The 23,311-nt window shown below is 46.3% G+C and carries 19 protein-coding genes; 8 read left to right on the top strand and 11 right to left on the bottom strand.

Annotated features, from left to right (window positions below):
- Nucleotide 1: 1 nt before the first annotated feature.
- The 11 genes from strainIA91_RS03230 to strainIA91_RS03280 all read right to left on the bottom strand — a co-directional run bounded on the left by strainIA91_RS03230 (nucleotide 2) and on the right by strainIA91_RS03280 (nucleotide 13,560).
- Nucleotides 2-2,935 carry a T9SS type A sorting domain-containing protein gene (locus strainIA91_RS03230; RefSeq protein WP_400167669.1) on the bottom strand — a complete coding sequence of 978 codons (2,934 nt, stop codon included), beginning with the start codon at nucleotides 2,933-2,935 and terminating at the stop codon, nucleotides 2-4.
- A gap of 4 nt (nucleotides 2,936-2,939) precedes the next feature.
- On the bottom strand, nucleotides 2,940-4,295 hold the full coding sequence (locus tag strainIA91_RS03235; RefSeq protein ID WP_400167670.1) for a PorV/PorQ family protein: 1,356 nt from the start codon (nucleotides 4,293-4,295) through the stop codon (nucleotides 2,940-2,942).
- A 233-nt stretch (nucleotides 4,296-4,528) separates the two neighbouring features.
- Nucleotides 4,529-4,984, bottom strand: coding sequence for a transcriptional regulator NrdR (gene nrdR, locus strainIA91_RS03240; RefSeq protein ID WP_400167671.1), 456 nt, complete (start codon nucleotides 4,982-4,984; stop codon nucleotides 4,529-4,531).
- Nucleotides 4,981-6,294 (bottom strand): serine hydroxymethyltransferase, encoded by a 1,314-nt coding sequence (gene glyA, locus strainIA91_RS03245; protein WP_400168231.1) that lies wholly within the window; start codon nucleotides 6,292-6,294, stop codon nucleotides 4,981-4,983. Before glyA ends, nrdR begins: the two co-directional genes overlap by 4 nt.
- Before the next feature lies 1 nt (nucleotide 6,295).
- The gene (rpiB, locus tag strainIA91_RS03250; protein ID WP_400167672.1) at nucleotides 6,296-6,760 is read right to left on the bottom strand and encodes a ribose 5-phosphate isomerase B; all 465 of its coding nucleotides are present in this window, start codon (nucleotides 6,758-6,760) and stop codon (nucleotides 6,296-6,298) included.
- Nucleotides 6,730-8,004: a tetratricopeptide repeat protein gene (locus strainIA91_RS03255; RefSeq protein ID WP_400167673.1), complete on the bottom strand. Its 1,275-nt coding sequence runs from the start codon at nucleotides 8,002-8,004 to the stop codon at nucleotides 6,730-6,732. Before strainIA91_RS03255 ends, rpiB begins: the two co-directional genes overlap by 31 nt.
- Before the next feature lie 25 nt (nucleotides 8,005-8,029).
- A complete protein-coding gene (locus strainIA91_RS03260) occupies nucleotides 8,030-9,235 on the bottom strand; it encodes a hypothetical protein (protein WP_400167674.1) in 1,206 nt (401 codons plus the stop codon).
- Nucleotides 9,236-9,245: 10 nt separating this feature from the next.
- A complete protein-coding gene (locus strainIA91_RS03265; RefSeq protein ID WP_400167675.1) occupies nucleotides 9,246-10,403 on the bottom strand; it encodes a hypothetical protein in 1,158 nt (385 codons plus the stop codon).
- Between the two features lie 75 nt (nucleotides 10,404-10,478).
- Nucleotides 10,479-11,312: a glycogen/starch synthase gene (locus tag strainIA91_RS03270; RefSeq protein WP_400167676.1), complete on the bottom strand. Its 834-nt coding sequence runs from the start codon at nucleotides 11,310-11,312 to the stop codon at nucleotides 10,479-10,481.
- Between the two features lie 8 nt (nucleotides 11,313-11,320).
- Entirely contained in the window at nucleotides 11,321-12,160 is an 840-nt protein-coding gene (locus strainIA91_RS03275) for a tol-pal system YbgF family protein (RefSeq protein ID WP_400167677.1), read from the bottom strand.
- An 89-nt stretch (nucleotides 12,161-12,249) separates the two neighbouring features.
- The gene (locus tag strainIA91_RS03280) at nucleotides 12,250-13,560 is read right to left on the bottom strand and encodes a M18 family aminopeptidase (protein WP_400167678.1); all 1,311 of its coding nucleotides are present in this window, start codon (nucleotides 13,558-13,560) and stop codon (nucleotides 12,250-12,252) included.
- A gap of 172 nt (nucleotides 13,561-13,732) precedes the next feature.
- Between strainIA91_RS03280 and strainIA91_RS03285 the strand changes: the two genes are divergently transcribed.
- The 8 genes from strainIA91_RS03285 to strainIA91_RS03320 all read left to right on the top strand — a co-directional run bounded on the left by strainIA91_RS03285 (nucleotide 13,733) and on the right by strainIA91_RS03320 (nucleotide 23,174).
- A complete protein-coding gene (locus strainIA91_RS03285; RefSeq protein ID WP_400167679.1) occupies nucleotides 13,733-15,514 on the top strand; it encodes a cytochrome c biogenesis protein CcdA in 1,782 nt (593 codons plus the stop codon).
- 139 nt (nucleotides 15,515-15,653) lie between these two features.
- Entirely contained in the window at nucleotides 15,654-16,019 is a 366-nt protein-coding gene (sdhD, locus tag strainIA91_RS03290; protein WP_400167680.1) for a succinate dehydrogenase, hydrophobic membrane anchor protein, read from the top strand.
- Entirely contained in the window at nucleotides 16,016-16,417 is a 402-nt protein-coding gene (sdhC, locus tag strainIA91_RS03295) for a succinate dehydrogenase, cytochrome b556 subunit (protein ID WP_400167681.1), read from the top strand. The genes sdhD and sdhC overlap by 4 nt, the downstream gene beginning before the upstream one ends.
- Before the next feature lie 3 nt (nucleotides 16,418-16,420).
- Complete coding sequence (locus strainIA91_RS03300) at nucleotides 16,421-18,148, top strand: FAD-dependent oxidoreductase (RefSeq protein WP_400167682.1); 1,728 nt, start codon at nucleotides 16,421-16,423, stop codon at nucleotides 18,146-18,148.
- Nucleotides 18,149-18,169: 21 nt separating this feature from the next.
- Complete coding sequence (locus strainIA91_RS03305) at nucleotides 18,170-18,901, top strand: succinate dehydrogenase/fumarate reductase iron-sulfur subunit (RefSeq protein WP_400167683.1); 732 nt, start codon at nucleotides 18,170-18,172, stop codon at nucleotides 18,899-18,901.
- A gap of 61 nt (nucleotides 18,902-18,962) precedes the next feature.
- On the top strand, nucleotides 18,963-20,294 hold the full coding sequence (locus strainIA91_RS03310) for a M16 family metallopeptidase (RefSeq protein WP_400167684.1): 1,332 nt from the start codon (nucleotides 18,963-18,965) through the stop codon (nucleotides 20,292-20,294).
- A complete protein-coding gene (locus strainIA91_RS03315; RefSeq protein WP_400167685.1) occupies nucleotides 20,291-21,778 on the top strand; it encodes a M16 family metallopeptidase in 1,488 nt (495 codons plus the stop codon). Before strainIA91_RS03310 ends, strainIA91_RS03315 begins: the two co-directional genes overlap by 4 nt.
- A gap of 28 nt (nucleotides 21,779-21,806) precedes the next feature.
- Nucleotides 21,807-23,174: an MmgE/PrpD family protein gene (locus strainIA91_RS03320; protein WP_400167686.1), complete on the top strand. Its 1,368-nt coding sequence runs from the start codon at nucleotides 21,807-21,809 to the stop codon at nucleotides 23,172-23,174.
- The last annotated feature ends 137 nt before the right edge of the window (nucleotides 23,175-23,311 follow it).

Genomic DNA, 23,311 nt, shown 5'->3' on the forward strand with positions numbered 1-23,311 from the left:
TTTATTTCAGTATGGCCGGTTTAATGATGTAGGTTTTTTCACTTCCGGCTCCTGTGATGGTGATTTTTGCTATGTAAACACCTGAATCAAGAGCGCGGACATCCCAGGGGATTTCATTCCACTGCTGTTGAATGGGGGTTTGTTGAAGTTGTTCCACAAATTTACCCTGTAAATCGTAGATTCTGATATCCACGTATTCTGCTTCGACGGCAAAATACCGGAAATAGGTCTTTTCATCTGACACAGGATTGGGATAGTTGTAAATCAGATCTTTGGCGATCAGGATTCCTCCCGGATAATCCGGGGCCGTGGCGTTAATCCGGAGGTGCCGGGTTCCCCAAATATCTCCATTAGGATATGCCCAGTGAAGGGAATCCCCCTCTATCTCAAGCCGGTCACCTTCCGAAAAAAGGGCTAAACCTGTTCCGTAAGAGGACAGAAAAAAGGAGAATGGGTCTGGAGTGATGACATATGATGAAAGCTGTGTACCGCTTTGATCAAGGATATCCACCTGTCCGTCAGATTTTAAAGCCATAATCCTGAGATCATTCCGGTCGAAGTAGACACGCAAGGCTTCATAAGAATTCTTAACGGGGAATCCATTCCAGGGGTGACCATCACTATCTGTCAGAACCAAAGATTTTCCTGTTTCTTGTGTTCCCAGAAGCAGAAAATCCGGTCCCCGGGTTTCGGGCAAATCCAGGGGGATGATCTCATCAATGATCAAATCCTGCTGATATGCCCGGGTATTTACCAGTCTGCCAGCCGTCACATCATAATAATAAAATCCCCCATGATCCGAATCGGTGACAATCAGAGTATCTGAGTATGAAACCATCTTACCGATGGTAAAGGGCAATTGTTCTATACGGCCCTCATCGGGATAATGCAGAAAGGTTCCCGAACCCACCAGGAGAGAATGGTCATATACGAGGGCCCGGCTTGAATCAGAAACGGTTGAAAAGGGACCGGAGACAAGATCCCGGTCAATCTGATAAAGGCTGAATCCAGGATTGACAGCATCATGGTGTGGCAGAAAAAGAGTTTTGTTATCAAGCACAAGAGAGCCAATATCGAGAGTGAAGGAACGGGAAGTGGATGTGACGGAGATGGCCTGGAAGGGGTTTTCCTGGATTTGATATTGCCTGATGAGACTATAATCATCCTGTGAGTGGATAAGAATAAGCTTGTTTTCATAAGGGAGAATGGCCGTGTTTTCGGCATTGACAGCGAGGGGACTCAGATCTGCAAGAGAAACAAATCCCGTATCCTCCAGGCAGACCAGATGGTTTTCCCGCAACCCATACGGGAGGGGTGTTCCTGTATTGTGAAAATCCCATGTTCCCAGGGCTTCAAATCCGGCAAAATGTTCCGGGCGTTCTTTGAGGAAATCCAGAGTGAAGGAGGCTGAATCTGCCGTGAAGGTGAATTGTTTCAACCGTATTCCGCTTTCAATGCCTGAAAAACTCCGGGTATCGGGATGTGTCCTGTCGGAAAATTCAATATCTTTGATGTTGTAAATGTGGGAATTGTTATCCAGGAAGCCCATATTTTTCGGGAACCACATATCCCATTTCCACCCCTGGTTCACTGAGCCGCTCAAGGGACCATAATTTTTGCCGATATCGTATCCACCGTCTGCTTCTTCAAGCCGAACCATGGGAATGGTCTGACCGTTGGGATTTTCCGGATACTCAAAAAGGGTTTTGTGGGGATCGTAGACATGCCAGATAAGCAGGCCGGATGCAGGGAGGGTGATATCGTAGTTTTCCACCGCTTCAAGCACACCGGTGGATGGATTGAGGGAGTAATCTGCCAGACCCATTTTCCGGACTTTTTCCAGGGCATCCAGATAAGTTTCGTAGCGTTCTTCATCGGGAAGCGTGTCCGACAGGTGATTTTGATAGAGAGAATCCAGTCGGATACCGGCATTTTTTCGATATTCCACCAAAAAATATTCCCGACTGCTGACAGGAATTTTCAGAATATCGCCTGGAAGCAGGGAGTAGCGGTTTGCATTATCTGCCCTTTCCGGGGATTGGACTCCCATGATAACCCGTTCAAAAGCAGAAAGTCCAATGGGTAAAAGTCCGTTTGCGTTATTGGATCCCTGATCCATAAATCCAAAGATGCCGGTTCCCGATCTGCCTGTCTCCGTATTGTAAAGGGGTGGTAACCCGAGAAGAAAACCGGACATCAGAAGAGCTGTTCCGTTCAGGGCCACATTGAGTTCCAGCTGATTCTGCATTTCGGGCAGAACGATACCCTGTTTGACTCCCAGGGATTGTATCAGGGCAACGGCTTCTGAACTGAGATATTCAGAGAGGAATGATTCATCAAAATAAAAAGATGGGATATCAAAAGGGGTGGGATCGTACATGTTGGAAAAGTCAAAATCTTGTCCCACACCGGCATGAAAAAGAATGAGGGTTTCAGTTAGGGAATTTTCCCCGTGATCCTCTTTGAGGATCCGGAGTGCATCATAGACCAGCTCAGCCAGCCGGTAATCCACGCTGTCCGGTTTATCGGCGGGATGATAATAACGGATATTTTGGGGAAGGCGTACAGATTCAGCACCATCGGGCAGAATCACGGATGCACTGGTATCAATGTGCAGGGCCTGATGGGTTACATGGCGCCAGTAATGGCTGATGGCTTTCAGATGGGATTGAAAGTAAAGTTTATTATGTGGTGGAGGATCCAGGATGTATTCATAATCGCTGTCTTCCCAGGTCTGGAGAAATGATCCGTTTCCGGTTGTGACCGGTGTATTATCCTCCTCAAATTCCACCAGAACCACATTCCAGCGCTGAAGACCCAGATTTGACCGGTCAAATTTTGACGGAGTCCGAAAGGGGAGGGCATGACTTGTTGTATAAAAAGTGGCGACAAGGATCGTCACCACAATCGTGAATAATCGCAGCCTGTTCATCATAAGATTAATCTTTTCCGAATCGGTACCTGAGGCTGATACGCATCGTATTGGTCAGAGGATGGTTTTCAGCACCGGCTGTATATCCAAAATCAAATCCCAGATTATGGTACATAAGACCGAATCCCAGGGTTGGATTGCTGATTTTCCCTGCTTTGTCGTAAATATATCCTGCTCTCAGGGCAATCAGGCCGTTATAGACATATTCGGCTCCGATATTAAATATCATCTGATCAATTTCATTTTGAAATGTACCATCATCGATGGATCCCACTTCCACTTTATTCATCACCTTGTTGGTCGGATGTCCCCCATACACACCCCAGCCCACCATTTCTTCACCGGTATCGGGGTGATAGCTGACAGCCAGGTTCCCGTTTTCGTCGTAGTTACCACCAACCATTTCATTGCCGTTTTCATCATATCCGCCCTGGGGCTTTCCTTCGGCATCGTATCCGCCGATCACACCATCTCCCGAATAGTCGATATCACCCTCATACTTCCAGTCGTTGATCCAGGAAGTAAAGACGGCTTTATACCAGGGATCGGCGTATGCTTCTTCCTTGGTGTCTTTATCGATGATCAAATTACCGTTCCGATCCATGGGCTGATAGCTGGCCACCAGCAGTTTATTTACGTCAAAAACAACGGAGAATTTGTTATGCTGTTTTTCCAAAACCTTCAGATTGATTCCCAGTTTCATGTTGGTCGGCATGGGATCTGCCTGAGCGACATCGATGAAAGCCACCTTGGGGCCCAGATTTGAAAGATTCATGCCAAAATCGATCTTGTTCCAAAGAAGTCCTTTGTATAAATAACCAAAATCGAAGGCAAAACTGGTGGAGGATCCTTTTCCTTTTTCCTGAATGGTCCCGTAAGGACTCAGCATCTGGTAAACGATTTTCGCATTCACACCGAAGGCCTGGTTTTCGGAAATCTTCGTCCCGAAAGAGGTGGTAACAGCAGCCATGTAGGAAACAAAAGTGCCCAGATCATTGTTGTTTTCATCCCGGCGTTGTTGTTCCCCTAAATTAAGATAGATGATGTGTCCTCCCACGGTGCCAAAGCCGGGAATCCTGTAACCGGTGGTGAGGAAGTTGTAATACATATCATCAACCAGATTCGGGAGCCATTTGACATACATGAGTCCTACTTCGTTTTTATCCATATAGGCCAATCCGGCCGGATTCCAGTAAGATGAATAGGCATCACTGGCATCAGCCACCTGGGCTTCACCCATGGCTTCGGCCCGTGCTCCGGGAGCAATCAGCAGGAAAATGGCCCCGGCATCTCCCTGAGCCATCAGGGTACCGGTGGACGCAATAAAAATAAGCATGAGAAGTAATATGAATCGTCGCAGCATAATTTAGGGTCTCCTTCAAAAAAAAACCGAACGACAATGACACGCTCGGCCTGATTGTTCGTTCAAAGGACATATTTGTCGGTTCACTTTTTCAAATAATCCTTTAACGAACGTTTCTGATGCTCACCTCTCGATTTTTGCGTTGAAAGTTAATACCCTTGGATTCAGAATGTCAACATTTCTCTATCATTACTTATATACGACAGAAAAGGCTGACGGTTCCGTGATGCCCGTCATGCGTTTTCTTCCAAAACCTTAATCTCTTCCTTGAATTCTGTGACATCTTTGAATTCATGGTAGACAGACGCAAAGCGGATATAGGCAACTTTATCGATTTGCCGGAGTCTGTGGATGACTTCTTCACCAATAAAGGAGGATTTGACTTCAGATAAACCCAGTTGTTCAATTTTCTGTTCAATTTCCCAGGCAATATTCTGGATGATTTTTAGCGAGACAGGCCGTTTGGTACAGGAAAGCTGAATACTGTGCATCAGTTTTTCCCGGTTAAATTCTTCCCGGGTACCATTGGATTTGATGACCAAAACGGGACTCAGGGCGATATATTCATAGGTTGTAAAGCGATATCCGCAGGCCGGACATTCCCTGCGGCGGCGGATACCGATCTCTTTTGTCAGAGGCCGACTGTCGATAACCCGTGTATCGGGTTGGTCACATTGAGGGCATTTCATGATACATAACGGCTCAGAAGTTCTGGATACAAGGGATATTGATCCGAAAGGACCTCTATTTCCTTCCGGACGGTCCTGAGATTTTTCTCGTTGTCAGGATCAGAAATCACCCGGTTGATGAATCCGGCGATTTCTCGCATTTCCGATTCTTTGAATCCCCGGGTTGTCAGGGCAGGTGTTCCTACACGGATACCACTGGTGACGAAGGGACTCCGGGTATCAAAGGGTACCATATTTTTATTCACGGTAATACCTGCTGCTTCCAGGGCGTTTTCTGCCTTTTTACCGCTGATATCTTTATTTCTCAGGTCGATAAGAACCAGGTGGTTATCCGATCCTCCGGATACAAGGTTAAAATCCATGCTGATCAGGGCATCGGCCAGAGTTTTTGTGTTTTGAATGATCTGTTGACAATAGCTTTTGAATTCCGGTTTCAGTGCTTCACCAAAAGCAACGGCTTTGGCGGCAATGATGTGCATAAGAGGTCCGCCCTGAATTCCGGGCATCACGGTGGAATCCATAATTTCGGACATCATTTTTGTCCGTCCACTTTTGGCAGCAGTGAGTCCAAAGGGATTTTCCCTGTCCTTTCCCATAAGGATCATGCCACCCCGGGGACCCCGGAGGGTCTTATGAGTTGTCGTAGTGACCACATCACACCAGGGTATGGGATCGGGATGAACTCCGGCGGCAATGAGCCCGGCAGGATGTGCGACATCGGCCATCAAATAAGCGCCAACTTCATCGGCGATTTCCCGAAAACGGGCAAAATCATAAAAGCGGGGATAAGCACTGGCACCGACTATTATCAGTTTGGGTTTGTGTTCCCTGGCTTTCCGGATCACATCATCGTAATCGATACGGCCGGTATCTGCCTTTACGCCATAACTGACTATGTTGTAAAGCTTGCCGGAAAAATTGACGGGGCTCCCGTGTGTCAAATGCCCTCCATGGGATAAATCCATGCCAAGAACCGTATCACCAGGTTGGCAGTAGGTAAAATAGACAGCCATATTGGCCTGGCTGCCTGAGTGGGGCTGTACATTGGCATAATCAGCCCCGAAAAGCTTTTTCGCCCGTTCACGAGCCAGGTTTTCCGCCTCATCCACATGCTCACATCCACCATAATAACGGTGTCCCGGATATCCTTCGGCATATTTGTTGGTCATCACGTTACCAGCGGTTTCCAGGACTGCCGGAGAGACAAAATTTTCCGAGGCAATCATTTCCAGGGTCTTGTTTTGACGCCGGATTTCTTGGGTTATCGTTTGAAACAATTCCGGATCCTGCTTCTTTAGTATTTCAAACATATCAGCACCCCGTGAGTGAATGAATTTTTTTGACCCGTTTTTCATGGCGGCCTCCGTCAAAAGAGGTCGAAAACCACTTGTTTACCATTTTTTTTACGTTATCAAACGATGAAACCCTGGCGCCCATGGCCAGGATATTGGCATTATTATGCCTTCGGGCCATTTCCACATGAAATTCACTGGTGCATAAAGCGGCACGGATTCCAGGAACCTTATTGGCGGCAATACTGATGCCAATGCCTGTTCCGCAAAATATAATCCCACAGGCACCTTCGTTTTCCTGAACCATCCGACCGACTTTTACACCATAGTCCGGATAATCCACCGATTCTTCTGAATCCGTCCCCATATCCCGGACGGTATATCCCAATGATCGTACGTATTCCACCGTTTTCTGCTTTATTGAGAAACCGGCATGGTCGGAACCGATATAGACTACTGTACTTTGACGGTTCGTGTAATCCAAGCGTAACCCTCTCCCACAGGCTTAAATTCATTGGGACCCACTTTATTGGCATCCGTTGCCAGAAAATAATCCCGCTGACCTGTGATAATCAGTTCATTACTTTCCAGAAAATTAATCTTGCTGCGGACATTGTTGTTCCCCTGTTTCAGGGCTTCTTTGAAATCCTCATAGGCCATGTGGTACACCAGCTTGTCATTCAGGTTCAGGTTTACAGTATTTGCCTGGGCAATGGCCAGATACACTTCTCCCCGTTCAGCCATGGCCTTGCCATTATGCGGGGGGATGTTCACGGCTTTGTCTGCAAACTGAAGGGCTTTCTGATACTGCCCCATTTCACGGTACAAACTGGAAATTTTAATCAGCAGCTCATTGTCTGTCGGATTTTTCTGGGCCAGGTCTTCGTAAACGAGAACTGCTTTATCCCGTTGTCCTGTATTTACATACGATTCTGCCAGCATTTCCGTTAAATTCTTACTTGAAGCATTGAATTTCAAAGCTTCTTCCAGGACCGTCACTGCTTTCATATAATTATTATTGTCAATCAGACGTTGGGCATATTGATAGGCATACTGGGGATTGGCTTTATCGGTCTCAAAATTCTTGGCATAGAGCTCGATGGGATCAACCCCTTTGGCTTCATAGGCTGCAATAATGGACAGCTCGGCTTTTTTATTATCCGGCTCGATTTCAAGAATTTCTTCAAGAAGGGCAATTTGTTCGTCATAGTGACCGGCTTTGAAGTAAAGATCCGCCAGTTCAAACATGTATTCGGTATTTCCCGGGTACAGGTTGTTGATGCGTGTCCAGGCTTCAACAGTCTTGTCCAGATTGCCCCGGTTGTAATATGCCATTAGTTTCAGCATGTGAAGGTCGGTCGGTTTGTAAATCAGTCCCTCTTCAATAGCCCAGGCCGCCGAGTCCGGCTGGTCATTCCGATAATAACAATGGGCCAAATCCTTAAATAAGGGATCTGCAAAATCTTCCACACACCCCAGTTCAATCACATCCTTGTAATTCCGGATGGCGGAGGACCAGTTTTCCTGAATTTTGTACTGGTCTGCATTACTCATTTTAAACAGACAACGATTGTAATTCGCTTTCCGGATGGAATCCCGCTTGGCGCGCTGAATAGCAGCTATTTCTTCCGGAGATCTTTGTTCCTGGGGGACACAGTTGGTTAAAAAGATTCCTCCCAGCAACAAAGATATCCCAAGAATGAGAATGCGGTTCTGATGCTTTTTCATCGTATCATATCTCCTGATTTTGTTATTAACGGTATTTACCCCGGGTGTTAAACCACCGTTCTATGGAATTTACCGATATTTTAATTTGAAAAAACGATTCGTTCATTTCAATGTTTTCAAATATATCCCCTGAATTTAAACCGTAATGTAAGCCAACGTCAATACGACTTTTAAAATTATTAAAGGGAATACCCAGTCCGGCACTGATTCCGTAACGTTGAAAATCAGTTCCCAGCCCCTGTTTGTCGTAAAAAACACCGGTCCTGTAGGTCAGGCTTTGAAAAAAGGGGACAAACAATCCCACAGCCCCCCGCCGTTCATAACCGGCAGCGAGATGGTGGGATGATGATGATGTGTGATCCGGATTGATCGGGTTAAAGGATTTTAACAGAGAGGCATCCTGAAGATACCTGAGGGTATAATCAGACATCAGGTAATGGCGGCGTCCGATTTTCATGGCCATGCCGGCCGATAGTTCCCGGGGGATGATGATGTGATGTGTCAGTGTAGTGTCCACCGGTTCGTTGTATACGTATTCACTGTAGCTGTTATATTCCAGTGTTTTGTATTTCATACGGTAAGGATGGGCATAGCGTACCCCAATCGTCAGATTATTCAGATCCACAACAGTCCCCAGTGTCAGTCGCCGGCCGTCAATTCCTTTTGAAAAATATTTTTCAGAACTGTAATACGCATCGTTTGAAAAAAGGATCTCATTACTGAGGGTGTAGCCTCCGGTAATCAATTCAAAGGCAATTCCACCATATATCCGGGAGGCAATCTGATATCCGAATCCCAGGGAGAGGGAGTAGATATCCCCTATAGTTTCAATGATTTCGGTGATATAGGATGTTTTTATCTGATATTCCGCCCTCGCCGACGAGATGGGGTGAATGCCAAGCTGCAGTCCCCCTTTTCTTCCTACGGGAATCATGAGATTGGCATAATCAAAGCGGACTGACGATTCATTGTAACCGAAGTCGGAGATATAGGAAAAGCGGGTATTCAAACCTGCTTCCAGTTCGGTGAACTGCACATGGGCCAGTTGGGCAGGATTTGTGCTCCCGCTCAGTGTATCTGTGTAAGCCGTGGAAATACCCCCCCGGCCGAAAGCCGAAGCAGAATAGTCTGTTCCGTATGCCCCAGTGCCATACAATTCAAAGATGCCGGCATTCAGACTGGATATTAAAATGAAAAGAATCGTAAATGCGATTTTATGTATACGTCTCATGAGACTCCTGTTAAAACTCAGTGGTTACAATTTTCATCTGAACTGAATCGGGATCAAATGCAATTTGGTTAAATCCGTACAATTCACTGCCCAGCCGGATAAAGAGTCCGTTCACGGCTGTTCCGCTGTTATCCTGTAAATCCATCAGGACTTCCGTAACGGGGATGGATACAGTAGGATTGTCTTTATAGATTTTTGCCGGATTTTGATAGCTGCTGAAGAGGAAATTTTTTGTTTCCCAGTCCTCAGAAGTAAAAAGGCCGACATACACTGTCAGGGAGTCATGATCAAAGTGAGACTCCAGTGGATTTACCGTGAGGGAGATTTCGGCATAATTGATGGATTTTCCCTCAACCGCAGGCAGCAAAAGAGATGAAGTGATAAAAGCCCGGCGAATGGCTCCCTGGGAAACAAAGAATGGGGGAGTGGTTCCGGTATTCCGGAGCTCTGAATAGGTGAAATCCCTGTTTGCATACACTGTGAATGTGCTGTCTTTTGTCCCGGAAGAATCAAAAACTGTGCAGGTGAGTTCCAGACGTGGCCAGTTGGAAACCGAACTGTAGTCGGAGGAGTAATAACCAACCATTGCATCTTCTCCTGCAGAATGATAGTTCAGGACGATCCCGTTATTTGTGACATCTTCTTCCGGATTCCACCAGCTGTCGGCCACATCGGTGCCGATAGGAATCACAAGGGAATCAGAGGTATAGGGGAAAGTATTCAGCGGAGTTAATTGAGGATTGACGGATTGCCAGTATGTATCAAAATCGCTGGTATCTGACCAGCTATATTCTTCCGTTTGGGGAATCAAGAAGGTTTGAAATGTGAATGATTCCGGATTTCCCCATGTTTGATATTCACTGAGAATAATACGGGCACTTGTAACGACGAGGGAATCCGCGTCGGCATCCGTATCATGCAGTGCGGTGAAATTTGTAAAAACCAAAACGGTTTTACAATTGGCATCCCGGTAGCCACCGACATAATTGTAAATGGAAGATGAGGATGAAGAAGAATTGTATTTTACGGTTAATGAATCAAAGTCATCATGTGTCAGCAGAACAGAATCCACCGTTGCCGTTCCCGGTCCGGACGGAAGTTGTACCTGATCCTTTTCGCATGATGCCATCAGGATAAATAACGTTAGAAAGAACCAAAGTTTGTGCATAAGCCTCCCTGCAAAAAAAATCCCGGGGGTGTTCAGAACCACCCGGGAATATACCATGAGTTTTTGAAAATATAATCAGATACTTTCGAGAAAGTGGTATACCTGTTTCGCCATGTCATTCCATGTGTTTTCATCAGGATTTTCTATGGAGAGTTTCAGATATTGTTCCCCTTTTTGTTTCAGCAGCTTGGCAACCGAAGCATCAGACAGAAGGTCATTTAGATGTGACATGTCAGGATGGTCCAGAAGAATCACTGCATGGGAATGTGTGATGGCGGATTTCAATAATCCCACCGGATCATTCAAATCCTCATCCCCGGCATCAATATGGTATTCATCAAGAATCTCTTTGCGGATGCCTTTAAAAACCATATCCTGGCTAAGGAGAAGAACAGGTTTTGTTGGTTTGTACCATTCTTTATCATGGTAGGATTTCTTAAGCAGATAGGGGATAAGTGCTGATTCGGTATTGCAACAGAGCATGATATCCGGTTGCCAGTAGAGGTATTCCAGGGTTTGGATCGCTGTATGGTTGAAAATTGCAGTGCAGCTTTCCCATTGTTCGTACTGACTCAGGTCATGGGATTCGGCAATGGGCCGGGTAATTTTTTTAAATAACTCGGGGTAGACCAAGAAGTAAACCTGAACCCGGGTTTCGGGAATAAAGGCTGACTTCACAGAAGGAACAATCTCTCCATCCTTATAAGGGACAGGAATTTCCTTAAGGCGGATTACCTCCCGCAGGATATATTTTCTGTCCGAAATAAACCCGTATTTGGGCATGTATAGGCGAATATCAATCTTATTCTCATTATAGACGGTTGATACTGCCTGAAGGAAATCACCGGTCAGTGAAGACTCAGTGAAAGGAGTTATTTTTCGTGTCGAGGCATAAATGCGTAATGTCATAGTTGCTCTTATTGTAATTGTGTTAACATTTCCTGTGCTTTTTGGTAGTATTCACTATAGGGATAATGGGAAATGAGCCGTTCAAATTCCTCTTTGGCCTTCTCTTTCTGTCCCAGTTTCAGGTAGCAGTAACCCAATTTCAACTGAGCATCGTCATATTTACCTTTTTGGGTGAATGTGAATACTTTTTCAAATTCCACAAGAGCCCGTTGGTAGTTACCTTTCATATAATACGCTTCTGCAAGCCAATACTGGGCATTATCTGCCAGTTCATGATCCGGGTTGGTCCGTAGAAGGTCTGAAAATTTTTCGATTGCTTTGTCGTATTGTTTGTTTTGAAAATCACCAAGGCTTCCTACATAGTCTCCTTTAAAGACTTCAGGGGATCGTCGTCCAGGATGTGAAGTTGCAGTTGCGGGTCCGGTGGCTGGGGCTGATTTCAAGGCTTCGTTTAGTTCACTGATTTTATTTTTCAGGTATTGAATATCTTCCAGAATGCTGTAATTGATGCTGTCAATGAAAGCCGTACTTTGTTGAAAATTCATTCCACCCGATTTAAGCTGTTTCAGTTCTGTTGCCAGGGAGTTCTGGCGGACATTCAAGGCTTCAATTTGTGAATTCAGTTTTTTTACCTCTTTGATCACTGTTTCCAGATCACTCCGGGAGACAGGCGTACCGGGACCGGTTTCAATCCCCTCAACTTTACTCTTGACCAGTTCGAGATCCTTGGCAAGCGCATCAATTTTTTCATGGGCTGCCTCATCTGTCAGGTTTTTCGGACCGGAACACCCGAAAACAAAGAGTGCGGACAGGATGACACTCGCGATAATAACAGTTCTGCCTTTCATAATAAGCCCTTTTTTATATAGATGTTATTCCACTTAAATAATTTAAATTATTCTGATTAAAAGAACAATGAAAAAGCGGGCAATCCGGTTTATCCGTCGTAAACCAAGAACTTTGACAAGATTGTCGTGATGCCGTGGATATCTTCGATACCGGCCATTTCGCGGACAGAATGCATGGATAGCATCCCGATACCGGCATCCAGGGTTTTCAAACCCAGTTGTGCAGAGACGAGAGGCCCGATGGTAGAGCCGCAGGGGAGGTCGGACCGGTGGACATAGGTTTGAACCGGCACACCGGCATCCCGGGCAATTTCCCTGAAAAGAGCCGATGTATACAATGATGTGGCATAACGGTTCTGGGCATTCACCTTTAATGCCGGACCCCGGTTCATGTACACCGGATGAACCGGTTCATGCAGTTCAGCATAATTGGGATGAGTGGCATGCACACCGTCGGCGGAAAAGAGAACAGATTCTGAAAGACTGCGTAGAAAGGATTCACGGTCCATGCCCTGACTCAGCCCGACCCGTTCCATGACGGATCCCAGGAAAAAGGAATCCCCGCCCTTGAGTGTTTTGGAACCTGTTTCTTCATGATCAAAACAAACGGTAAGAGCATTGTAATCAGGAACTGTCCCTACATCCGGAAGTGCCTGAATGGCTGCATAACACATGGTCAGATTGTCAATCCTCCCGGATAACAGAAATTCTTCCTCCGGTCCACCCAGCGCTGCAGGTTGTGTATCATATAATTCAAGCTGATAGTCCACAATTGACCGGGCATCAGCCCCGATTTCACGGCCAAGCCAGCGGATAAATGCCTCTTGATCAAATGGTTGTTCCGGATTATCCATTCTGAATAAGGGGACAAGTTGGGTTTGTTTATTCAGCTTCAGTCCCTCATCATTTACCTGGCGGTTCAGGTGAATGGCCGCCTGGGGAATGCGGAGCACCGGTCGTGGACACTGCCATAAACGGGTGACAATTTTGCCGGTTGACTCCCTTACAAGAATCCTGCCTGCCAGGGATAAATCCCGGTCAGTCCAGCTTGCCAATAAGGGACCACCGTAGACCTCTGCACCCAAAAGAACAGCTCCCTGTTTGACATGTACCGCATTGGGCTTGAGTCTGAACCCTGGGGAATCCGTATGAGCGGCAGCAATGTTCCATCGTTGATTTCCAGCCGTTTTTTTCCCCAATAAACCTGCAATAAACCCTGTATCTTCACGAACCAGATAAAAGCCTTCTCCAGGTTCCAAGGACCAGTGCTCATTTTCCTGTATTTCCCGGTACCCTTTTTGCTCTGCCATGGTTTTCAATGCATTGACGGCATGTGAAGCCGTGGGAGATGCATTCAGAAACTGTATGAGGTTTAAGTTTTTCTTTTTTGAAGTTTTCATCTTTCGATCCTTTCATGTATAGGTCAAACTTTTTGAAATCTACATGCTTTTTACATGAATCTCAAAAAGAGACTCCATAATTTCTGTAACGTTTCTTTTCGGAAACAGACAAAAAATCCAAAACGAGGTTTGCATGAAAAGGATGTTGCACAGATTATTTTTGCTTCTGTTCATGGCTTCACTGTTGTTCGCAGCTGTTCCGGAGGAACTTGTCCGCCTGCAGAAATATGAGGTCATTTCGGGAAAGGAAGATGAAAAAGCCTTTATCGCGCTTCATTTTGTGATCGAACAGGGCTGGCATATCAACAGCCATGATCCATTGGATGAATATTCCATCCCGGCCCGTATTACCCTGAATGATAATCCATATTTTTCTGTGGAAAGAGTGCAATATCCTGAACCCCATCTGGTTGACCTTGAGTCCCTGGGAGGAAAAAGCTCAGTGTATGATGGAACAGTCATCATTGGCGTGTACCTCAACCAAGAACAGCCTTTACCTGCAAGCACTACCCTGAACGGAACCCTCTCCTACCAGGGTTGTGATAATGAGGTGTGCCTTATCCCTATGGAAACGGGGTTTTCTATCTCAGTTGAGAAAGAAAGCCTGGTAAAAACAACTCCGGATGAGACAGAGAAGCCACTTCAATCCCAGACGATGAAAAACCCCCCTGTCAAAGATATTAAACCTGTACAAAACACTGAAGAAAAGATCCCTGAAATAGAATCAGTTGTCACAGAGGGGGATTTTCAGGCTCCTGTAGAGGAGAATCCCCTTGGATCCCGGAATTTCTTTTGGGTATTGATTCTGGTATTTTTGGGGGGATTGGCATTGAACCTGACTCCATGCGTATATCCCCTTATACCTGTGACAATCAGTTATTTTGGGTCCCAGAAAGCAAAAGGCAACGTCCTGATACTGGCGCTGCTTTATGTGCTGGGTATGGCTATCACATACTCGGTTCTGGGAACTGCAGCGGCTCTGTCCGGAAGTCTCTTCGGCTCCCTGATGACCAGCCCCCTGGTCCTGATCCTGCTGGCACTGCTGATGCTGGCCCTTTCATTGAGCATGTTCGGCCTTTATGAATTCCGGCTGCCCTATGCCCTGACCCAGCTAGGTGGTGGAAGCAGGTCCGGTTATGCCGGTTCTCTGATGATGGGACTCACGATGGGCATCGTGGCAGCTCCCTGTATCGGTCCTTTTGTGATTAGTCTGCTGACCTATGTGGCAGCCTCTGGGAGCGCTCTAACCGGATTTCTCCTCTTTTTTACCATGTCTCTTGGACTGGGGATTCCTTATATCTTCCTGGCCATGTTTTCCGCTAAACTGGATGCCCTCCCCCGGTCCGGAGAGTGGCTGAACGGCGTGCGCATCTTTTTTGGACTGGTTCTGGTCGGGATGGCAATCTGGTTTATTCATCCCCTTTTGAATCCGCCTTTTTCCAGGGTTCTGCTACCTGGATACCTGATTCTGGCCGGTTTTTACTTTGCTGTTTTTAACCGCGCCGGCGAATCATCTGCCGGTTTCCGGAGAATCAAATGGATCCTCAGTATGGCCGCTGTAATTGCCGGAACCTGGATGATTAAACCGGAAACAGGTCCACAAACCATACTGGATTGGCAATCCTATTCAAACGTTGTTCTCCAGAAGGCTGATGAAGAAGACCGCTATGTAATGATTGACTTTTATTCCGACAGCTGCGTGCCCTGTAAAGAGCTGGATGCCATCACGTTTCGTGATCCGGAAGTTGTTGATATGTTAAAGAGCTTTACCGTCATCAAAGTGGACCTGACACGTGGTGGTGAAGATCTTATTGATATGTATGATATTAAGGGTTTTCCCACGGTAGTGTTCCTGGATCCTGACGGGCGGGAAATTCGAAATGCACGACTTCTGGGTTTTGAAAAGCCCCGCGATTTCCTGAATCGCCTGACACAACTGAAAAATCAAAAATAAGTGCATTTTATCTGATTGTATAACGTGTTCCATCCCTGATTTTTATGTTTAAGACCTTTTCCATGATTCTTTAAAAGAAACTTCGTACTTTATAATCAGCAAATGAAAGTTGGAACCGGTTTTCAAAGAGGGAAAAAACGTGGGAAAACTCATTCGAAACATCAGTCCGGCTTTTCACTGGTACATGCAAAGAATTACTGCCATGATTCTGGTGGTGGGACTCTTTGTACATTTCTGGGTTTTGCATTTTGCCATTGAAAGACCGGTAACATTTGAAAAAGTGCAGGACAGGCTCTTATCACCCGGCTGGGTCTTTTTTGATGTGATACTTTTGATAGCCGTCATTTACCATGCTTTTAATGGATTGTACAATGTGATCAGTGATTACAACCCCCGGCCTGCCCTTCAAAAAATCATAGCCTGGACACTCATTTTTGTGGGGGCTATCATTGTTATTTATGGCATACTGGCCCTCTTACCTTTCACACGGCAGGGAGGTGTATGATGTCCAATCGGAAACCAGGCTTTCTGAAAGAGTGGATGCTGAATTTCAACTGGGGGATGCTTGCCTTTGTTTTTCACCGGATTACAGGACTGGCTCTTGTTTTGTATATTGTTTTGCATATATATAGTGTGGGACACTCCCTGGGAGGTGGTGATTCTTTTAACCAGATGATGGAAGGATACAATACACCGCTTGGACATGTACTTGAATATTTTCTGCTTCTGGCTGTTTTATGGCACATGTTCAATGGGATCCGCATTACGGTGACGGATTTCCTTCGTTTTTCCCATAAACAGAAAGTGCTTATTCTCTGGGTCTTCATTTTAAGTGGTATCATTGCACTGGCCTCCCTGTTTCGCTTTATTCCCGGTTTGAAAATCCTGTTTGGAGGGAGTTGAGTTATGATTACATCGGATGTGATTGTGGTTGGAGCCGGATTGGCGGGATTGCGGGCAGCTTTGGAATTGAACCGTCACAATGTAAAAGTCGCCGTAGTCACAAAGGTCCATCCGGTCCGCTCCCATAGCGTGGCTGCCCAGGGTGGAATCAACGCCGCCTTGAGTAACCATCCCCGCGGTAAGTTTGACAGTCCTGAACTTCATGCTTTCGACACGATTAAAGGCAGTGATTACCTGGCTGATCAGAAAGCTGTGTTGAAAATGACCACAGAAGGTATTGAACGGATATACGAGCTGGAACACTGGGGAGCACCTTTCAGCCGGACGGAAGACGGGCGCATCGCCCAAAGGCCTTTCGGAGGTGCCGGTTTTCCACGGACCTGTTACGCGACGGATAAAACCGGTCATGTACTGCTTCATACCCTTTATGAACAGGCCTTGAAATTTGAAGCCGCCAGTGAACGAGCGGATATGCAGATCTTCGATGAATGGTTTGTTACCCGATTGATCGTACATAACGGCTCCGCAAAGGGCGTCATTGCCTTGAATATCAATACCGGTGAGCTTGAAATTTTTGCCGGCCGGGCGGTGATCTGGGCAACAGGCGGTTCAGGCCGGGTTTTCGGCCGGACCAGTAACGCATACATCAATACGGGTTGGGGCATGTGTGTCCCCTTTTATGAAGGGGTTCCTCTGAAAGATATGGAATTTATTCAATTCCACCCCACCGAACTCTATACGAATAACGTGCTCATCACAGAAGGTGCCCGGGGTGAGGGAGGTTTCCTCCTGAATAATAAGCAAGAGCGTTTTCTGGCAAATTATGAAGATTCGGCAAAGGCTATGGAGATGGCTCCCCGGGATATTGTCGCCCGGAATATGCAGCGGGAAATTCTGGCCGGAAGGGGTGTGGAAGGAAAATATATCCACCTGGATCTCCGCCACCTGGGGAAAAAGAAAATTCTCGAAAGGCTTCCGGGGATCCGGATGCATGCCATCCATTTTGCCGGTGTGGATCCCATCGACCAGCCCATTCCTGTTGCACCAGGACAGCATTATACCATGGGCGGACTGGATGTGAATCTGAATACGGAATCGAAAGTGAAAGGTTTTTTTGCTGCCGGTGAATGTGCCTGTGTAAGCGTCCATGGATCCAACCGGCTGGGAGGGAATTCTCTCCTGGAAACGGTTGTATTCGGGAAAATTGCCGGTGAGTATGCTTCTGCATATTTCAAGGACGGGGGAGGAACCGATGTCCCCGTGATTTTTTTAAATCAAATCCTCAAAGAAGAAGAAGATAAGATAATCCGCCTGCTGGAATCCAAAGGGAAAGAGAACCATTCCGCCATCAAGCACGAACTGGGTGATACCATGGATTTGGGTGCCGGGATTTTTCGGGAAGCCCGAACCATGAATGCGTCACTGGAAAAAGTAAAAGAGCTCAAAGAAAGATATGGACAGATCGGCTTGAATAGCAGTGGCCGGATTGCAAACTTTGATTTGTTATGGGCCATTCAGCTTAAGGGAAGCCTGGATCTGGCGGAAGTGATTCTTCGTGGCGCCATTAACCGTCAGGAAAGCCGTGGTGCACAGTTCAGGACTGACTATCCCATGCGGGATGATAAAAACTGGATGAAACATACCGTGGCAAGATGGAAAGATGGTACGATCCATCTGGGCTACTCCTCTGTGGACCTTTCCCTGCATAAAGCAAAAAAACGTCATTATTAGGAGATCTTACCGGAGATAAATATGGCTGAAACAAAGACATTTAAAGTATTCCGCTTCAAACCCCAAACAGATAAAAAACACCGGTTTGATACTTTTAAGGTTCCCTGCCGGCCGGGGATGACCGTTTTGCAGGCCCTGAACTATATTCAGGAGAATCTGGACGGTTCCCTGGCCTACCGTTCATCCTGCCGGGAAGGGATTTGCGGATCCTGCGCTATGCATATCAATGGAAAATATCGCCTGGCCTGCGAAACACAGGTGAGTCATTTGAGTGCTTCCATCACCATTCGTCCCATGGCACACATGGATATCATTCGGGACCTGGTTGTGGATATGACACCCTTTTTTGAAAAACTCAAGGCCATTAAACCCTATCTGATCCCCGGTGACCCAGACGAAGGGGCGGAGCGGATTCAGACACAGGATGAACGCGCTTATCTTGACTATATCGTTGATTGCATTCTCTGTGGTGCCTGTTATGCTTCCTGCGCCGTCAACGGCTATGATGATGAATATCTTGGTCCGGCTGCACTGGCCAAAGCAAACCGTTTTTTAATGGATTCCCGGGATAAGGCCGATGAACAACGCCTGGCCCTGGTGTGTGATGAACACGGTGTTTTCCGTTGCCATACCCTTTTTAACTGCCAGACAGTGTGTCCCAAAAATGTGGATCCCACGGCGAATATTGCCAATCTCAAACGGCAGATTATTGCCCGGCAACTCAATCCCAAATTTTCCAAAAAAGGGATCTAATCGCTCCTTTTCCAATCGGAAAAACTTTCTTTTTATATCAACAGCTTGTATTTTTCTATTGATGAAAAAATACCACAAACTAAGCATCACAATTCTTTTTGGACTCTGTTTTACAGTCCTTCCCTTGAATGCCACCTTTTTTCCCTATCTTATGTATGAAAAAGAGTTGCCCAATTACATGCGGATTGTGGTCGTTCCCATCCAGGATGCCCGGACGGTGAGTTTTGCCACCCTGGTCCAGACAGGTTCAAGGAATGAAACAGATGAAGGGTATACCGGATATGCCCACCTGCTGGAACACATGATGTTCCGGGGGTCAGAGAATTATTCAACCGAAGACCGGGTGAATCTTTTGTACCGTCACGGCGGTGACAGCAACGCGTTTACATCCATGGATTATACATGTTATACCGTCAGTTGTGATCCGGCGGGCTGGGAAGAAGTTTTGGCTCTTGAAGCAGACCGCCTGATAAGGCTCTCTCTGAATAAAGAGGATTTTAAAGCTGAAACAGGGGCTGTCATTGGTGAATTCGGCATTTCTGAAAGATATCCTTCCAACCGCATGGAAAATGCCCTGAGGGAGTGCATGTTTCAGGGGCACACTTACGAACATTCGGTGATCGGATACCGTAAAGACGTGATGAATATGCCTGAAGGCTATGAGTATATCCGGGATTTCTACAAAAAAGAATACCGGCCGGATAAAACCATCATGTTCATTGCAGGAAAAATTGACAGGCCGGGTGATGTGTTGTCAAAAGCCGGGGATCTTTTTTCCGGATGGACATATGAGCCTGCCCCTCTTCCGGTGATCCGGCCCTCCCTGAAGCCTGTCACGTGCCTGGATACGCTCTACGATGCATCCATACCAGCACCGAGAGTGAAAATTGCCTGGAAAATTCCCGGATATACACAAGACCGTCTGGGGCATATCGCTGCCCGGATCCTGGCTGAACACTATTTTTCCGACAATTCTCCCCTGATGATTAAACTCCGTGATGAGAAAAAGTGGATTTCATCAGGTTCTTACAGCGTACCCTTAACGATTGATCCCTATTGGATTTCCCTGGATCTTGTCCTGACTGAAGAGGGGGTGGGAGCTGCTGTAGGCGACTATGTTCTCGGCATCTTACAGGACAGCCGGTACACCCTGAAGGCTGGAGAACTTGAAAGTCTTAAAAAACGCCAGATTTACAAAACCCATATGCAATTGAGCTCGCCTTCATCTATCCTGGGGGTGCTTACCAATTATGCCCATATCAAGGGAGATCCTCAGGAAATAAACCACTATTTTCTGGCACTGGAACGGCTTGAAATTCTGGATGTCCGTCAGTGCAAAGAAAACTATCTGACACGGAGGAATCAATCTGAACTATGGATGTTTGCACGGTGAAAAAAATCCTGCTCTCCGGACTATTCCTAATCCTGATTGCCGGCTGTGAACGGGAAATTCCGGCATGGTATGCATACATCCCCCATGAAAGCAGCCCGATTGTATCTGTCAGCCTTCGTTTTGATACCGGTTCGGCCATTGAGCCGGAGGATAAAAAGGGTATTTCACGTCTGACCATGATGTCGGTGCTCGAACATTCCACAAAACAGAAGCCCAGAAGTGAGATTCTGAAAGAATTAAATGACCGGGCAATTTCTGAACGGATCGTTGTGGATACCGATGTGTCCACCTTTCTTTTCCGTTTGCACAAGGATCACGTGAATGCATGGCTTTCACTGCTTGAACAACGGTTTCGTCATCCGGCCTTTGCGGAACATGAGGTGGACCTTCTCATCCGTCAGGAAAAAGAAAGGCTGGAAAATAAAATATTGTATCGGAGTGAGGATTTTTCCAGGGATGTGCTGGTCGAAAAACTTTTCAACGGACATCCTTATGCCGGTTTACCTGTTGGGTATCCTTACACCCTGAAAAAACTGTCTGCAGAGGATTTAAAAGCATGGTGGGAACGGTCGTTTTCTGTAAACAATATGCACATTGCTGTTTCAGGGCCAATCAGTCCGGATCAGCAGGACAGACTGATTGAAATCCTTTCAGATTTTCATCCCAGAGCCCATCCTTCGGCCCCTGAACTGCCTCAGCCGGCGCTCCCGGATACGATTCACTATATTCTAATCGATAACGGATCGGATGTATCGGCCGTTTCTCTTGGATGGCACCTGCCTTTTAACAGGTCCAACAGGGAGTTTTATCCTTCCTGGATATTTAGTTCCTATCTGGGAGAACACAGGACCTTTTACGGTCACCTGATGAAAGAACTCCGTGTGAAACGGGGATTTAACTATGGGGATTATGCCTATGGTGAGCACTTTGTGCAAAATCACTATTCTGTGTTTCCCCAACCGGGACATCCCCGCCTGTATCAATATTTCAGTATCTGGATTCGTCCCCTGAAAAATCAGAATGTCCCTTTTGCAATCCGGCTGGTTTTCCATGACCTTGAGGATTTTAAAAAACATGGTCTGGATAGCCTTGACTATGTTCAAACGAAGGATTTCCTCACATCGTATATCAATCTATATGCCCGTAATCAGGCGGATTTCCTGAGTTTTTCCCAGGATTATGCCTATTATGGACTTGAAGACTTTCCAGCCTCGTCAAAGCAATGGCTGGATTCGATGGATTATCAAATGGGACAGGACATGATCAAGGATGCCATCGATCTTCACCGGATGATTGTGGTGGTAGTAGGCGGCGATACAGATTCACTTGAGAAAATTCTGACAGAAAATCTGCCTGCATCCCCGTTGTATTCAACACAGCCTGCCGCAGATGTTCTTAAACGGGATCAGGCAATAGAAGCATTTCCCCTGCCCCCTGGCATTATAGAACGGTATGGGACACTGGATTTTTTACAGAAACGTTAATTAAGTTTAAAAAGAAGGGGTATTTTCTATGACCGATGTGATCAGTCGCAGAATTGCACGATTTGCCGTAAATCTGACGTATGAAGACCTTCCGGAAGAAGTTGTGGGACAGGCCAAACGCTTTATGTATGATTCCGTGGGATGTGCTCTGGGAAGTATGAAAACACGTGATGTAAACATCATGCGGGATCTTTTACTTGAAATGAAAGGAGAACCGGAATCGACCGTGTTGGGCTTTGGAGATAAGCTGCCGGCGGTCAACAGTACCCTTCTCAACTCACTCATGATCCGGGCTCTGGACTACAATGATATTTACTGGAAAGAGGATCCGTCCCATCCGTCAGACCTGATACCTGCAGCCCTGGGACTGGCAGAAAAGGTAAATGCTTCCATGAAGGATGTGATTGTGGCCATCGTCCTCGCCTATGAATTTGAACAACGCCTGTGTGAATGGGCTAAACCAGGTGTTCGTGAACGGAAATGGCACCATGCCACACTGACTCAGCTTGTATCTCCCATTGCGGCAGGGAAAATCCTGGGTCTCACCGAGGATCAAATGGTACACGCCATCGGGATTAATGGGTCTCATAACCACACTATCGGATGTCCAACAGCGGGAAAACTGACAATGATGAAAAATACAGTAGATCCCATGGCTGTACAATCAGGTGTTTTTGCTGCCCTGATGGCTCAAAAGGGGTATACAGGGACTGAAGCAATCTTTGAAGGGAAGGAGGGTTTTCAGGATGTGTATGGACCGGCCTGGGATGATGCCGTACTGACCGAGGGTCTGGGAAAATCTTACCGGATCATGGAATGCAGTATGAAAGCATTTCCCACCGAAGCCCTCACCCATACCCACCTGTCCGCAGCAATTAAAATTGTTACCGAAAATGACATTTCGTATGATCAAATCAGTGAAGTGGTAATCACGACCATTGCCCGGGCCTGTGATATTTTATTCGATCCCCATAAATACAGGCCTGAAAGCCGGGAGACGGCGGATCATAGTCTGCCCTACTGTATTGCCAGGGCTTTAATCGATACACAAATCACAACTGAGAGTTTTTCCGATGAAAAATTGAAGGATCCACGACTGTGGGAAGTCATTGACAAAATAAAAGGGGAAGCCTCAGTTGAATTTGAAAAGATGTTCCCGGCCAAACAACCCTCGAACGTGAAGATTACTCTGACAGACGGACGTGTTTTTGAACAATATCTGGAATATCCCAAAGGGGATCCCCGGGAACCCATGACTATAGAGGATCTGAAAAATAAATTTACCGCACTGGCTAAACCGGTTGCCGATGAAGCCAAAATAAGTAAAATCACACAGACTGTTTTTTCCTGTGAGATGATGTCTGCCCGGGCTTTCATGTGCGAGATGACCCTCTGATATGATCTAAATCACAGAAAAGATGGAAAAAAGAAGCATAAATATAAATTTTCTGTTGACTGAACTCTTAATATTCAATATGTTTCTATGAATCATGGTAAAAAAAATCATGAAAAACAGTAAATCAAAGTTGGAGG

The sequence above is a fragment of the Candidatus Neomarinimicrobiota bacterium genome (assembly GCA_041154365.1).
Classification (GTDB): Bacteria; Fidelibacterota; Fidelibacteria; order Fidelibacterales; family Fidelibacteraceae; genus Fidelibacter; species Fidelibacter multiformis.